The organism is Sporolactobacillus laevolacticus DSM 442 (assembly GCF_000497245.1).
GTDB classification, from domain to species: domain Bacteria; phylum Bacillota; class Bacilli; order Bacillales; family Sporolactobacillaceae; genus Sporolactobacillus; species Sporolactobacillus laevolacticus.
In genome coordinates this window covers 34,480-49,171 of the sequence record NZ_AWTC01000022.1, presented here as the reverse complement: position 1 = coordinate 49,171, position 14,692 = coordinate 34,480, and the positions used below count along the sequence as shown (strand labels likewise).

The window sequence follows — 14,692 nt, the reverse complement described above, 5'->3', positions numbered from 1 at the left end:
CTGATGCTTCACTCCCACTATAAAACAAAAGTGGTGCAGAAGAGTACCGTCGTACTTTCTGCACCATTAAGGTTAGTATGTTTCTTATTATCAATTTCACAATCAAGTGATAAGCTCACCAGTCTAGGGTATAATAGAGGTAGTTAAGAACGCATATTATTGTGAAGAGGTGAAAGGAATGGGAAAATTTTTCTCTTACACGATCGGCGCTGTTGTCGGTGGAATTGTCGGCGGGACTATTGTCTTATTGACCACGCCAAAAAGAGGCGAAGAAATCAGAAGTGATATAAAGGAACGAGCACTCTCCATCCAGCAACCACTAAAAGATGCGGCGAATAATTTGAGCATCGTGAAAGACCGTGTCATCGCTTTAAAAGATGAAAGCGTACCGGTGCTAAAGTCAGCCGTATCTGACCTTGGCAATCTTCTGCAAGAATGGAAAGAAGATGTGCAGCCTTATTTGACAAAAATCAAAAATAATGTGGTCCAATTAGAAGCCGCAAAAGAAAAGCTGGCCAATAAACTCACGGAAGAGTCCCCTGAGAAGAAGCCAGGTGAAGAAGAAACTCCGCCATCGTTGTAATCGTAAAAAAAGGCGCCTGTACCTGATCATTATTTCATCAGATACGGGCGCCTTTTATATCTCCAAATCACCTTAGAATGCCCAAATTCCGTTTCGGAAAACGGGTTCCCATTCACCATTGGCATTTTCTCCGTCAATATCCAACTGATCGGAACCGATCATAAAATCGACATGAATGAGACTATCGTTTGCTCCATGTGCCTTGAGTTCATCAGCAGACATTTGTGTTCCTCCATCCAAACACGTTGGATATGCCTTTCCTATCGCGAGGTGGCAAGAAGCATTTTCATCAAACAAGGTCGTATAGAAAACGAGTCCGGATTTCGATATAGGCGAATCATTTGGAACAAGAGCAACCTCACCTAAATAGTGTGCGCCTTCATCAGTAGCGAGAAGATGATTGATCAATTCTTCGCCTTCCTTCGCATTGACACGGGTAATGCGTCCATTCTCAAAAGCGACTGAAAGTTTCTCAATCAATTTACCGCCATAAACAAGAGGACGTGTCGCCATAACCGTTCCATTGACACCTGTTTTTAGAGGAAGTGTGTAAACTTCTTCGGTCGGAATGTTTGGGACAAACGTCGTGCCTGCACTGTTTATCGCAGCTCCTCCATCCCAGTGATAAGCAGAATCAAAGGCGATCTCCAGATCTGTACCCGGCGCTTTATAATGCAATTTTTTGTATTTCTTCTTATTCAGTAAGGTGATTTTTTCAGCAAGAGTGGCTTTATGGTCTTCCCAAGCCTGAATGGGATCTTCGCAATCAATCCGTGTCATTTTAAAAATGACATCCCACAGATCGGCAAGTGCCAGCTCTCTGATTTTCCCTGGAAACAGTTTTTTTGCCCACTCAACAGTCGGATAGATCAAAATCGTCCAGCTGACACGGTCGGACATGCGGTAATCATAATAAGTATTCAGCGCCCGCCACATCGTTTCCTGATCCAGCGCCGCCTTCTTCGGATCAATCGTGTCCATGATACCGATGCCTGTTGTCTTGATATCAATACAAGCGGCACCACGTTTCACCAAATCTTCAAGCTTATTCGCCTTCCAAACCGGATATTCAGCAATGACCTCTTCTGATGTGTAGTTCAACCGCAATTGATCCAAATGATCATCCGTCCAGTTATAATACACACGCTTCGCTCCGGCCTGATAAGCCTTTTCGGTAACAATCCGAACGAGTTCTCCTGCTTCAATCGGCGCTTTGATCAGCACTTCCTGGCCTTTCTGAACATTTGCGCCAACTTTTACGGCTAGTTCTGCATACTTTTCCAGTTTCTGAGCAAAGGTTTTCAAAATGAACGCCCCCATTTATGGTTCACATGCTTAAGCAATCCGCATTTTCTTCCAAGTCTATTCTAACACTTACCGCAGGCATAAATGCAAACGTTGTCATCAAATCATTTGAATCCTCTATTTATTTTTTCTGATGAACACTAAATGTGACATCATTGTGCGGCAGATTAATCGTTTCCGCGCGTAGATAGAGTCCTTGCTGAACTTGAACTTGGGTCAGATTAATATAGATTTGGCGCTTGTTCGGTTGAATTACTACCCATTTTGGAAAATCCGAGCCGCTTTTCAAGAAGCTCAGCACTTGTTTATCCGGAAGCGGCAAACTGCCTAGTTTCACATTCGTCTCCTTAAGCACAACATCCCCATTCTGAACACCCGGTGTAAAGGTTAATGAAAAAGGAATCGCAGTAAATAAGAGCTTGTACTTGCCATTAAGCACAAGCTGGTCTCCAATATTGACATGATAGGAAAGGCGTTTATTTTGGTTTGAATCAATTTGATCATTTATCATATTTTCGAGCTGTTGTTTGTTGGCTTGCACGGAAAAAATTGCTTGTCCCTGAGTCCGGTCAGTCCGTGGCAATGCCCCGTCTTTTGATGAGAAACCATTTGTAATCATCGCCAAAATCACACCAATTGCTAACACCTCTAAAAGTAGAAATGATAAAAAAGCGATTTTCCAAATATTTTTCTTCCTAGAATGATTTCCTAAATTCACTGTTCTTCTCCCTCTCCTTTTCTTCCACTATATTAAATAGGCGCACCTGAATTTTGCTTATTTTAACTCGTCCTGTAATTTTCTTATTATAGCGCATTTCGTATTTTGTGCGAACCAATGGACAAGTGATTGTATGATTTCTTAAAACAAAAGCCCTGCTAAATTAGTCTGTTAACTATTAAATCATTGATCATGAATCATCAACCAAGATAGAGAAAAGCACTCTCTGAGTAAAATGCTGGCCCTTAACAATTCGCTTCACATAGCGATTTAACAATTATTTGATTTAAATGATTTCTTAATTTGGCGGAATTTAGCGAAATATAAGTGGATGGTTCTTCCGCAACTCGACAATCAGGGCTCTTATCAGTTAGAATGTACAGTGTTGACAAGCTGATTTCCACTTAGCATGGGAAAAAAATATTCTTGTGCTATGCGACGGATAACCGCAAGTATCTGCGAAATACTGTTGTAATGTGGAACAATTTAAATTAGGAGTGGACGTATTGAAGAAGCTAATGATGGTTCTAGCTGCCGTTATTGTACTCGCAAGCCTTGGAGCATGCGGTAATGGCGGAGATAATGCCGCAGTTGTTAAAACAAAAAGCGGTAATATTACTAAAGAAGAATTTTACAATGAACTGAAGAAGACAAATGGTGATCAAGTTCTTCAGAATTTGGTTTATGAGAAACTTCTTGAGAAGAATTACAATGTGTCGAAGAAAGCTGTAGACGCAAAATATGATCAAGTTCGGAAAACATTCTCTACTGAAGACCAATTCAAACAAGCTCTTGCCCAAAATAAGCTGACTGAAGCTCAGTTCAGACGTCAGATCAAAGACTCACTGATGATGACAAAAGCACAGCAGGCGGGTATTAAGGTAAACGATAAGGCGCTTAAAGATTATTACAATAAAAATAAGATTCAGCTGACAGAACTTAAGGCTAGCCACATTCTTATTAAAGACAAAAAAACCGCTCAATCTGTTCTGAAGAAAGCTCAAAGCGGCTCCGATTTCGCTGCTCTAGCTAAGAAATACTCGATAGACACAGGTTCAAAAACCAAAGGCGGCGAGCTTGGCTGGTTCAAGCAATCAACCATGGTCCCTGAATTCAGTAATGCAGCAATGAAACTGAAGGTTGGACAAATCAGCCCTCTCGTTTACTCAAGTACAGATGGCGGATATCACATTATCAAACTTGAAGGTAAGAAAGATGCTTATAATGATCTGAAGTCTTCTGTCAAGGAAGCATACCTTGCTAGCAAGGAAAAATCACAAGACCAAGTCATGAAAACATTAATTAAAAATAACAATGTCCAAGTCAAAGATAAAGATTTTAAAGACTTGTTCGATAACTCAGCAGCTACAACGACAACTCAACAGTAATCCAAAAGATTCAATCGAAGATTAAAATTTTCGATTGGATCTTTTTTTATTGATAATTTTTTGAGGTTGATAGAAGTTTTTTTCTCTGGAAAAATAAAAATCCGAAGGCCATGCTTATTGCATAGCTTTCGGATTTTTTCTGCTTTGACGCCGCTTTTTCTCCGCATCCATTCTTTTCATATAAACATTGCCTTGCTGTTCGACCCACTCTTCATCTACTTCTTTGTCCTGCCTGGATATGCTGAATGCTTGATATCCGCTGAAAATAATACCGGCAACCACTAAATAAACCCACCAAGCGATACTTTCTAGTTTATTAATCACCGGATCAATCAAACCGAATTGCTGCAGCATGAAGAGCAGGAAAAGTAACGCAACAACAATTAATGAACGTCTGGCTTGTTTCATGTTCCCGCCTCCCAACGTACATGACGTTTGTCCATTTTTTCATTCGCACTGTTACTGTATGCATGAGGCGGGACTGTTAGACCAGATTAATTTGTGTTGTCTTCGTGGATATGCTGTGATGTTTCTTCTAAATCATTGGTGTCAAAAGATGGACGGTACAGCGAACGGTTGTTCATAGCGAAAATACGCTCAGAGAATTCGCCTGGACGTGTCTTTCTAACCGCGCGGGTCATGACATTTATTTTAGCATCCATATCATCAAGAATATGCAGAATTTCCGCTTCTTTAAAGAGCGGAGGCTTCGGGCTTCCCCATTCTGGATTTTCATGGTGGCTGAGTACCATGTGCTGCAGCAGCAGAACTTCTTCTTTATCGCCAATCCCCAACTCATCCGCTATCTTGCCAATCTTGTCAATCATGATGGAGATATGGCCAAGCAGATTTCCTGTCAATGTGTAGCTTGTCGCCGTCACACCTGATAACTCTTCCAGCTTTCCCATATCATGAATAATAATGCCGGCATACAGCAAGTCTTTATCGATTTCCGGGTATAAGTTGACGACTGCCTTCGCCATGTCCAGCATACAGCAAACATGATAGGCTAATCCGGAAAGGAAATTATGATGAATGCTTACAGCAGCTGGGTATTCAAAAAAATCGTGATGGTGCTTTTTTAAAAGCGCGCGAGTCAGCCTCTGAATGACCGGATTCTTTATCTCAAATAGATATTGAGTGATCTTTTCATTCAATTCATCAATGGATAACGGAGCGGCCATCACGAGATCTGCTTTATTAATCGGGTCATGATCCGACGCAGGACGAATCGTTCGGATCTTGAACTGATTTCTTCCTCTGAATGTGGTGACGTCTCCTTCCGCCAAAACGACAACTCCCGGAACATAATTACTTTCATCTTCAGGTGTGCTGCCCCATAGCTTTGACTCAATATCGCCCGTCTTGTCCTGAAGCATAATCGTAAGAAAAGGCTTGCCATTACTCGCCAGTCCTTTAGTCACGCTCTTTATCAACAGGTATTCATGAACATGCTCGCCTTCTTTGTAAAACGCGATTCCCTTCAACATGAACCCTTCCCTTCAAAATGGCCTTTCAAGGCCGCCATTCTTTCATGCATTTAAGGAGTCAACTGTCAGATCGTTTCTGACAATTAGTCCTTTCCAATTATTTTATCAGATTCTCCATTTTGTTTCTGCGGAGGCGGGGCAGGTAATGTCATTTGAAACGCAACCCCGTCTTCAATGTTTATCACACGGATAAACCCATGATGATTATTAACGATCCGTTTGACAATCGCGAGCCCTAATCCAAACTGTCCTTTTTCGCCTTTTTGGAACGGTTCGAACATCGCTTTCCTTTCATCTTCCGGAATCGAAGGACCATCATTCTTTACAGAAATTACTGAATGAAGCGTACTGCTTCCATCAGCTTCCATCCATATATTGTGAATCGCATAACGCAGTGCATTTTCGACCAGATTTTCCAAAACGGTCTGCAGTTGTTCCTGATCGGCGTAAATCATCGTCTCTTCACCACCGACGTGAATATCTATATCTGGTCGCTGGGCCATCAGCCTTTTACGCACTAATCCCGCAAGATCGCCAAAGCGGATCCTCGAGTAACGCATTTGTTGATCGCCAAGTGAATCGAAACGAGTAAAATACAGTAGTTTTCGTACGCGTTTCTCCATCTGCTGAGCTTCACGGATGATAATATCCATGGAATCATCCAATCCGCCTTTTGGATAAATACCGTCCTTAACAGATTGCGCATAACTTTGCACGATCATAATCGGTGTTTTCAATTCATGAGAGGCCTGCTGGAGAAACACTTTCTGGGATTTATCATATTGGATCAAGTTGAGCCGCATTTCCTCGAATTGCGCAGAGAGCCGTTCGTACTCTACATCGCCTTTCCATTCGAACGGCTTTTCCCAATTCAATCGTGAAATTTCTTTAAACCGCCTGCCTAAGATATCAAGCGGTCGTTTCAGATAACGTGCTAGCCAAAAAGCAAGAAACAAGCTAAGAATGCTTGCCATCGCAAAAGTAAAGATCAGGCGATTCCACAAACTATCTTTCAATTCATTATTATAGGTATCCCACATGTAGGAAATTAGATAACCGTTTACTGAATTTATTCTGAAACGCCTAGCGACAAAATAAAGGGTCGAATCGTTTATCTTTAATTCATAGCGAGCTAATTCACTTTTTTGAGATTTGATCTGTTGTTTCATTTGTACAAGCACAGAACGGTCTGAAGGAGCATGGCCAATGATCGTCTGAAATTGATTATTTACCATTAAAGTCCAGATTGAACTTGTTGAATCTTGATCATGAACCTGTGTTCCGGGGTTGTCCACTCCGTAACCTCCGGTAAGTGCTTGAAAGTTCAGCATCTGTTGCACTTCGATCGTTCGATAAGTATTTTCTTTTAACGTGCTTTGGATCGAGTACGGGTACACACTGATTATAATTAAGCCGATAATGCATTCAAGCAGTGCGAAGGACAGCCATATACGCTTGGTCAGCGTCATTTTTATCGGCAATTTCATGAGACGATCCTGTATCCAGACCCATAGACTGTCTCGAGCGACAAGCGTGCCATTTTTCTGCGAATACGTCGAACAACATCATCCACTGCTCTGTCGGACCCAACATAGTCCTGCCCCCATACCTCAGTGAGAATATCCTGTCGTGATTTGGCGACATTAACATTTTCCACCAGGTAAAGCAGAACATCAAATTCTTTAGTTGTCAGTTCAATTAACTGATTCTCTTCATCAAATACCTTGCGTCGAACGACATCAAGCTGATATTTAGAGATGACCATTCTATTCTCATGGATACCTGCTCCATACACACGATGCAGCAATTTCTTCACGCGAATCACAAGTTCCTTAGGAAGAAAAGGCTTAGCAAGATAATCATCACTCCCTAGCTCAAGCCCAAGAATTTTGTCAAGATCCTGATCCCTTGCCGAAATAAAAATGACGGGCTGTTCAGAGTGGTTCTCTTTAATTTTCTTGATTAAATCATAACCGGACATGCCTGGCAACATAATATCCAGAATCCACAAATGTACGCCATTATGCAAATAATTCATAGCCTCTTCAGCCGTATGAAAAACAGAAACATCCCATCCTTCATTCTCCATATACGCCTTGAGAATAGATGCCAGACTTTCTTCATCCTCAACGAGGTTAATTTTAAAGAGTGTTTCATTCATAGAGAAATCATCCTTATATGAGTCTTTTATTAAAATAACTATGTAGTTCCGCTAAAGGATTCAGTGCCCAATGTTTCAGCCTCAACAGAATCATGAAACAGAACTAATAAATAATTAAATTATAGCATGAGACTAATTTCATTAAGATAAATGAAACAAATTTCACAAAAAAATGCCCTTTTTACTAGAATCTGTTTGAAAAGGAGGACAAAAAGGACCAAGAAGATCAAGGAAACGCAGTTTTGAGCACCGCAGCGTATGAGAATAATACGTGAGGAGCAGAAAAGCAAGTTGACACAGAGATTCGCCAGTAATTTTTCCCGGACTTTTCGAACTCCCTCTACTAGAATCTGTTCGAAAAGGAGGACAAAGACCACCCTATTAGATTGTCGAGCCTAAAGACTCATTCATGTTATCTTGGAGCCTGAGGATGCTTTCAGGATGTTCTTTCATATATGCGTTGATATGACAAGTCAGCAGAATGACTTGTCGTTTCTCTGATACCTTCTCGAGTAACCGATACACCTTTTCTGATCGTTCATGATCAAAATTCACAAAACCATCATCAATAATCAATGGCAACGTCTCATCACCACTAAACACGCCCATAAGCGCTAAACGGAGTGAAAGATACAGCTGCTCCGCTGTGCCCCTGCTTAATTCAGCAGCCGAAAAACGTCGGCCGTCGGAACGTCCGGCGATGAAGCCATCATCACCGAGTTGAAGCGTTTCATAACGTCCATCGGTAACATATTGGAAGTAATGCAATGCTTCCTTCATCACTTTAGGCAAGCGCTGCTCCCTATACTGCTCTTTCGCCTTCTGAATCGCCCACAACGCAGTCTCGTAAACCGCCCAGTCCTTTGCTGTTAGATTCGCTTCCGTAAGCAACGTGTGATAACGGTCCAGCATCTCACGATAGGAGTCATTTTCCTCCATACTCTCACAGCTTGCCTGATCTTTCGACACTTGATCGCGAATCGTTTTCAAATCAGCTTCCAATTCCGAGATATGGTTTTTGAAGTCCAGTTCAGTTAGGCCTTCCCATTTATTTTCATCCAAATAGGAAAAGTAATACTGCAAACGCTTTTCCGATCCTGTCAATTCAAGCAATTGGATTCTGCATGCTTGAATTTGTTTTGTCAGTTCATCCACGCGTACAGCGTATTCTGCTGCTTTGAAGAACTGCTGTTCATCTTCAACCTGTGCCTGATTAAAGAGTTTTTTCTGTTCATGGATGAGGGCCTCAATCCGGTTGCTGAATCGCTCTCTTTGCTTCACATAAATTAATCTCTGCTTACTCAATTCTTGCCTTTGTCGTATCCGTTCAGTCACTAGATGATATTGCTTTTCTAAATAAGTCGCATCCCCACCTGGCATGCCTAACTTTTTCGCAAGTTCCAAACACTCATTTTCAAAATTTTCATGCGACTTAATTAAATGACGCAACTGATCGTTTAACGTATCTATCTTTCGGCACTTCTCCTGAGCCTGACCAACAAGACGGACAGTCTCCTCAGCCCAATCTAAATCGTCAATGCTATATCCGCGTTCCCGTAACCATAATTGAATGTTTCGCTTCTCCTCCTCACATGAAATTGTGCAGGAACGGACATCTTCTCTCTTCTGATCCAAAGCGGTTTTCGCTGACCTCAATTGGTCTACAGTCAGCGAAGCTTCGGCAGATTGCCGGTCATCCAGTATGTGGTGAAACTGTTCCATACCCTTACGGTTTTCTTTGCGTGATCCAGTGACGAAAAAAATACCGCCTGCCATCGCCAAACCAATGATGAACACAGGAACACCTGCTAGTGGAGTAATCAGAAGTGCAGACATCAATGTCATAGTGATCGTCAGAACCAGAGCAATGATGCATGCGACTATCACTCGGGAACCACTACCCCCGCTCCTCTCTTTCACACGACTTCCAATTGCCCCATGATCACCACTCAAGTCTTTCAAACGTTTTTCAAGAAAAGCAATTTTTTCATTCATAGAGTCAAGATCTCTAGCCGCCTCTTGTTTTCTCGCTAAACTTTTCTTCCAGCGGTTCAATTTATTTTTTAATTGCTGGTCCAAAGTAAATTCTGAGGATGCCTGCCTAATTTTTTCGCTTGTCCAGTCCTCCCCAAGCTGATCACATAGTTGTCTGTACGCAGCACGATGTTCGCGAAGTTCATCCTCTAATCTGCGCCGCTCCTTTCCATTCTGCTCATCGTTCGCTGCAGAACGAAAAAGACGGAGGAGTGCAGGTTCTTCCTCACTCCATTGCGCATCGATACGGATCATTTGGATTGAATCATCCAAATGATCAATCTGTTCATTTAAATCGCGAAGCTCTTTCTTTAAAGAGATCAGCATTTTGCGGCTATCTTCAAACATTTCTTTTCCATTTTGGGGAAATGGCTGCAACAGTCCCAATCTTTTCCTTTCATTTTCCAACGTGCGCAAAGTCATCAGCAATGGTCGCGCTGCAGAAAAGGCTGTCCACATTTGAAATGTTTGCTGAAGCTCTTTTTTCTGCAATTCCAGACCAGCCAGTTGTTCGTTATTGGTTTTAATTTTCTCTTTCAATACTTGAAAAGTATCCAGCTTCTTTTCCCACGTTTTTAGTTCTGAAGAACACGAACTAAGGTCAGAAAAAAGTCGATTCAATTGCGGCTTTTTTCCGCTCTTTTTGAATAATTGTCCGCATTTTTTTTCCAAAGCCAACTCTAGCTTGCCAAGCGTTCCGCTGCCAATCATCCCTGCTCCAAGCAGAAGATCATTCATGTCTGAAGGATTCTTTTTATCAATATCTTGAAGGCCTTCCAGATCAAAACAAAAAACATTCTGGTAAAGCATACGGTCGATACCACGCAATAGCGTGCGCAAGTCCGTGGATGTACCGGTTTCTGAAGAGAGCCTAGCCTCTTCATCCAGAATCCGTTCCAGCCTATATGTATTTCCGTCATCTGCTGCAAACGTCATTGATCCGCCGAACAAAGTGGAATGATGCTTGTCTCTCCATTTTTCAAGCGCTTTTTTTTGTGGAAATCCGAACAGCTGGCTCAGAATGAAATGCATCATTGTCGATTTGCCCGCTTCGTTTTCTCCATAGACAATGACAAAAGGAGATGCCGGCAACATGATTTTTTTTTGTTCAAAACGCCCAAATTGTTTGATATCCAAAGTTTTTATTTTCATGCATCAAGAACGGCTTACTACAAAAACCGTGCCGTACACCTCCTTGTGAATTTCCGCTTATCTGCTAAATGTCCGTTTCCGGCGACAAGAGGGCTTCAGCAAGCAGCTGCTCACTTTCAACTTTAATCTCCTCAAGATCAGATTGAGTGAGCGCCGCTAAGTAACGTCTTCCGGAGTGGTGCTGATAGAGCAAATCCGTCGCCAAACTTACATTCTCTGTCCGTTCAATTAACCGGAAAAGATCACCGACAAAATGTGGGCTATCGATGATTTGCTTCTTATCCCAAACCGTTCGGAATGAACAGTTTCCCGGAATGAACCAAATAAAATCCGGTTGATCCATCTCTTCTTCATTAATCGCTTCAATCATTTCCCGCACCATTTCTTCAGCTTCATATCGTTCTAATCCGGAAGCAGTAAACGTAAAACTGAGTCGGATAAAAGCGCCATGATGTCTTTCCCTTTGTTCTTCTTTAAGTTGATTCATGGATTCTTCCAATGCTTCAGCGGTTATAGGGCCGGAGAAAGCAAGAGATGCACAATTCCAACCAACATCCGCGGTTGAAAAAAATCGGACGTGAGCTCCATTTTCATCCAATTCTACGATTGAAGCACCCTTTTGTCCTAATTCTGATTCTTTAAACGAGAGCCCTTGTATATCGCCCGGATACCAAATCGGCAGTGGAAAAGCCAGTTGTTGCCTCTTGTGAATATGTCCCAGAGCCCAGTAATCAAATCGTTTTTCAGATAATCCTTGTATCGTAAACGGTGCGTATGATCCTTCTGTCTCTCCTGAACTCTGTTCACCATGAAGTATGGCAATATGAAAGTCAGCATGACCAGTCCGTGTATATTGAGCCGACATATCAGCGCTGATCCATCTTTGCTTGTAGCTAAAACCATAGAGATGAACACATTGGCCACTTGCTGTATGTAATGGAATCATAGCTGGGCTCACAGGGAATACATGGACATTGTCAGGCAGTTTCAAATGATTCCATGATTTATTGATAAAGTCGTGATTGCCATAAGTCAGAAAAACAGGAATCGATGCCACCTGTAGACGTTTCATTTCACTAATAAAATAACGTTGCGCTTTGATGCTGCGATGGCTATTGTCAAACACATCACCAGCAATAATGAGAAAATCTGCACCTTCATGAATGGTGGTATCAATCAGCGTGCTGAATGCCGTAAATGTACTGGCTGCTGTTCGTTGGTACAGTGCGTTTGGAAGCTTTGTAAGTCCTTCGAATGGGCGGTCTAGATGCAAATCGGCGGTGTGTACAAACCGAATCATTGCTTTTCCTCCCTCCGCCAACTGTTTGTATTTATTTTATCACAACCGATCACACGTTCTCAATTATTCAAACAAATTCATAGTAATGCTTGTCCTAAATGGAAGCAAAAAAAACAGCCCGAAAAAGGCTGCCGTTTACTTACATCCGTTAATGAACACGTATCTGTTTTCTGAACACTTCACGAACAACATAGGCGACACCATCCATATCATTTGAACGTGTCAGCCAATCCGCTTTCGCTTTCACTTCCGCAGGCGCATTTCTCATGGCAACACCGAGTCCGGCCTTCTCGATCATTTCCGCGTCCTGAAGGCTGTCTCCAACCGCAACAATCTCATGGAGCGGAATACCAAGCTGTCCGGCAAAGAAAAGCAACCCGTTAAATTTGGAAGTTCCTTGACGGACCAACGTTAAGCTGTCCGGAGCCGTTCGCCAGGCATCTAGGGATGGAAAATAGTCACTTATTGCTTTTTCTAGATCATCCATCACTTTCTTGTCATCCAGTTTAACCTTCACATCTGTAGCGCCTTCGTAATTTTCCAGAAGGTACTGACTGAGGGAGTCTACATAAGTAACTGGGTAAAAAAGCGGCTCATTCATTCCAATCGTCATTTTTGCGATCAGATTTTTTTGATGAGGCCGATTGCTTATTGACAGCCGTTCATGGGACATCTGAATTTGGCATGGATAAGTTTCTAGAAATTCAGCTAGCTGCATCAACACACTATGATCAATTTTGCTCGTGTAAACCGGATCATCCATGGAAGAAGAAACAAATGCACCATTGTGCGTGATAATCGGTTGTGTCAACCGCAACGCTCGAGCAACTTTTGCCGCAGAGTGAAAGTGACGTTCTGAGACAAGTGTAACAATGACACCTTTCTTCTGTGCATACTGAATGGCATCCTTTGTCTGCCGATCAAGCCGGTTATTACTGCTCAACAGGGTTCCATCGATGTCCAGTGCAAGTAAGCGATATACCAAGGTTATCCCCCTCTTCGGAATCCATTTCAGTCCTTCATTCCTGTCAACAGCTTATGAAATGGAGAACAAAAATAGAACCAGGCATCTGCTTGTTCCCTTAAGTAATACCACTTTTTAGATCTATGAAAAGAGGAACGGCGGGAAGCCGTTCCTCTTCTATCGTTCAGTCATTCATATCCATTCGGATTATTTCTGGTAGCCGCCGAATTGAGATTGAGCCTGCGCTACCAAACGTTTTGTAATTTCTCCACCAACCGAACCATTTGCTCTTGATGTTGTGTCCGGTCCAAGGTTGACACCAAATTCACTCGCGATTTCTGCTTTCATTTGATCAATAGCTTGCTGTACACCTGGCACAACTAACTGATTTGAATTTGCCATGTGTTTCACCTCCCTTACAAACCTATTTTGCTCTGTAATCGTTTTCTATATTCGAAACCTCACTTGGAAATTTCTAGGAAACGATTCTATATTAGAGTCAGTTCGAAAAGGAGGACAAAAAGGACCAAGAAGGTCAAGGAAACGCAGCTTTGAGCACCAGAGCGTATGCAAATAATACGTGAGGAGCGGAAAAGCAAGTTGACACAGAGATTCGCCGGTAATTTTTTCCAGACTTTTTCGAACACCCTCGATAAGGGAGGAAAGGATTTTTAAACAGGAGTAATTTCGCCGGTTTTCGGATCGATGACGAGTCCGATCACCGGTGTTCCTTCAGGAAGCAGTGGATGGTTTTTTACAATCGACACACTCTTTTGTACTTCATCCTCGACGGATTGAAACCCATTCAGCCACTGATCGAGATCCACACCCTGTTCAAGAACCTCGGCAAATTTCTGATCGGCCACGCCGCGTTTCTTAATATCGTCAATCATTTTATGCGCGTGAAGTCCGTGCATGCCACAATCGGTGTGTCCGATGATGTATACTGCTTCAGAACCTAGCTCATAGAGTGAAACAAGAATACTTTTCATGGTGTTGCTATATGGAGATTCAACCATGCCGCCTGCAGATTTTAACATGATGGCATCGCCGTTCTTTACATTCAATGCTTTTGGAAGCAGCTCAATTAATCGACAATCCATGCATGATACAATGGTCATCTTCTTCGTCGGGCGGCTAGGTGCCTCGAATGGACGGTAGGACTGATTCTTAACAAATTGTTGGTTATAAGCCAGCATTTCTTCCAGCTGTGACATATTTATTTCCCCCAAGTCAAGTATAAACGTCACACTTAATCATAAAAGAAAATGCAAAATGAATCCAATGACATGCTTAAAAAAATTTCAATTTAAGCAAAAAACCGCCTCCCAAATGGGAAACGGTTTTTTCTAAATAATTAATTACAGCTTTGTAACGTTAGCTGCTTGTGGTCCACGGTTGCCTTCGACAACTTCGAATTCAACTGCTTGACCTTCGTCAAGTGTCTTGAATCCGTCAGTTTGGATTGCGCTGAAATGAACGAATACGTCATTTTCGCCTGGAACTTCGATAAATCCAAAACCCTTGTCACTGTTAAACCATTTTACTGTACCTGTTTTCAAAAAGAAAACCTCCTAATATAAGTGGATGTTCAAAT

Annotated in this window: 14 protein-coding genes; 2 read left to right on the top strand and 12 right to left on the bottom strand. The window is 42.1% G+C overall.

Going from position 1 to position 14,692, the window contains the following annotated elements; genetic code table 11:
• Nucleotides 1-178 precede the first annotated feature (178 nt).
• Nucleotides 179-583: a YtxH domain-containing protein gene (locus P343_RS35020; RefSeq protein ID WP_023511586.1), complete on the top strand. Its 405-nt coding sequence runs from the start codon at nt 179-181 to the stop codon at nt 581-583.
• A 72-nt stretch (nt 584-655) separates the two neighbouring features.
• On the opposite strand, the gene P343_RS35015 is transcribed toward P343_RS35020, so the two are convergent.
• Both P343_RS35015 and P343_RS35010 read right to left on the bottom strand, forming a co-directional pair.
• On the bottom strand, nt 656-1,888 hold the full coding sequence (locus P343_RS35015; RefSeq protein WP_023511585.1) for an aminopeptidase: 1,233 nt from the start codon (nt 1,886-1,888) through the stop codon (nt 656-658).
• Nucleotides 1,889-2,009: 121 nt separating this feature from the next.
• Nucleotides 2,010-2,606 carry a YpmS family protein gene (locus tag P343_RS35010; protein WP_023511584.1) on the bottom strand — a complete coding sequence of 199 codons (597 nt, stop codon included), beginning with the start codon at nt 2,604-2,606 and terminating at the stop codon, nt 2,010-2,012.
• A gap of 506 nt (nt 2,607-3,112) precedes the next feature.
• Between P343_RS35010 and P343_RS35005 the strand changes: the two genes are divergently transcribed.
• A complete protein-coding gene (locus P343_RS35005) occupies nt 3,113-3,994 on the top strand; it encodes a peptidylprolyl isomerase (RefSeq protein WP_023511583.1) in 882 nt (293 codons plus the stop codon).
• Between the two features lie 114 nt (nt 3,995-4,108).
• On the opposite strand, the gene P343_RS35000 is transcribed toward P343_RS35005, so the two are convergent.
• The 10 genes from P343_RS35000 to P343_RS34955 form a co-directional block, all read right to left on the bottom strand.
• A complete protein-coding gene (locus P343_RS35000) occupies nt 4,109-4,402 on the bottom strand; it encodes a sporulation YhaL family protein (protein WP_023511582.1) in 294 nt (97 codons plus the stop codon).
• A gap of 86 nt (nt 4,403-4,488) precedes the next feature.
• Nucleotides 4,489-5,484 carry a 3'-5' exoribonuclease YhaM gene (gene yhaM, locus P343_RS34995; RefSeq protein WP_023511581.1) on the bottom strand — a complete coding sequence of 332 codons (996 nt, stop codon included), beginning with the start codon at nt 5,482-5,484 and terminating at the stop codon, nt 4,489-4,491.
• Between the two features lie 83 nt (nt 5,485-5,567).
• Nucleotides 5,568-6,971, bottom strand: coding sequence for a HAMP domain-containing sensor histidine kinase (locus tag P343_RS34990; protein WP_023511580.1), 1,404 nt, complete (start codon nt 6,969-6,971; stop codon nt 5,568-5,570).
• Nucleotides 6,968-7,645, bottom strand: coding sequence for a response regulator transcription factor (locus P343_RS34985; protein ID WP_023511579.1), 678 nt, complete (start codon nt 7,643-7,645; stop codon nt 6,968-6,970). Before P343_RS34985 ends, P343_RS34990 begins: the two co-directional genes overlap by 4 nt.
• A 381-nt stretch (nt 7,646-8,026) precedes the next feature.
• On the bottom strand, nt 8,027-10,831 hold the full coding sequence (locus P343_RS34980) for an ATP-binding protein (RefSeq protein ID WP_023511578.1): 2,805 nt from the start codon (nt 10,829-10,831) through the stop codon (nt 8,027-8,029).
• 64 nt (nt 10,832-10,895) lie between these two features.
• Nucleotides 10,896-12,131 carry a metallophosphoesterase family protein gene (locus P343_RS34975; protein WP_023511577.1) on the bottom strand — a complete coding sequence of 412 codons (1,236 nt, stop codon included), beginning with the start codon at nt 12,129-12,131 and terminating at the stop codon, nt 10,896-10,898.
• Between the two features lie 148 nt (nt 12,132-12,279).
• Nucleotides 12,280-13,116, bottom strand: a complete 837-nt coding sequence (locus tag P343_RS34970) for a Cof-type HAD-IIB family hydrolase (RefSeq protein ID WP_023511576.1) — start codon at nt 13,114-13,116, stop codon at nt 12,280-12,282.
• A gap of 186 nt (nt 13,117-13,302) precedes the next feature.
• Nucleotides 13,303-13,497: an alpha/beta-type small acid-soluble spore protein gene (locus P343_RS34965; protein ID WP_023511575.1), complete on the bottom strand. Its 195-nt coding sequence runs from the start codon at nt 13,495-13,497 to the stop codon at nt 13,303-13,305.
• A gap of 269 nt (nt 13,498-13,766) precedes the next feature.
• Complete coding sequence (locus P343_RS34960) at nt 13,767-14,312, bottom strand: beta-class carbonic anhydrase (protein ID WP_023511573.1); 546 nt, start codon at nt 14,310-14,312, stop codon at nt 13,767-13,769.
• A 144-nt stretch (nt 14,313-14,456) separates the two neighbouring features.
• Nucleotides 14,457-14,657 (bottom strand): cold-shock protein, encoded by a 201-nt coding sequence (locus P343_RS34955; RefSeq protein WP_023511572.1) that lies wholly within the window; start codon nt 14,655-14,657, stop codon nt 14,457-14,459.
• Nucleotides 14,658-14,692 lie beyond the last annotated feature (35 nt).

Coding starts and splice junctions, on each gene's coding strand:
- P343_RS35020 (WP_023511586.1), top strand. CDS start 179: ATGGGAAAATTTTTCTCTTACACGATCGGCGCTGTTGTCGGTGGAATT.
- P343_RS35000 (WP_023511582.1), bottom strand. CDS start 4,402: ATGAAACAAGCCAGACGTTCATTAATTGTTGTTGCGTTACTTTTCCTG.
- yhaM (WP_023511581.1), bottom strand. CDS start 5,484: ATGTTGAAGGGAATCGCGTTTTACAAAGAAGGCGAGCATGTTCATGAA.
- P343_RS34990 (WP_023511580.1), bottom strand. CDS start 6,971: ATGAAATTGCCGATAAAAATGACGCTGACCAAGCGTATATGGCTGTCC.
- P343_RS34985 (WP_023511579.1), bottom strand. CDS start 7,645: ATGAATGAAACACTCTTTAAAATTAACCTCGTTGAGGATGAAGAAAGT.
- P343_RS34980 (WP_023511578.1), bottom strand. CDS start 10,831: ATGAAAATAAAAACTTTGGATATCAAACAATTTGGGCGTTTTGAACAA.
- P343_RS34975 (WP_023511577.1), bottom strand. CDS start 12,131: ATGATTCGGTTTGTACACACCGCCGATTTGCATCTAGACCGCCCATTC.
- P343_RS34965 (WP_023511575.1), bottom strand. CDS start 13,497: ATGGCAAATTCAAATCAGTTAGTTGTGCCAGGTGTACAGCAAGCTATT.
- P343_RS34960 (WP_023511573.1), bottom strand. CDS start 14,312: ATGTCACAGCTGGAAGAAATGCTGGCTTATAACCAACAATTTGTTAAG.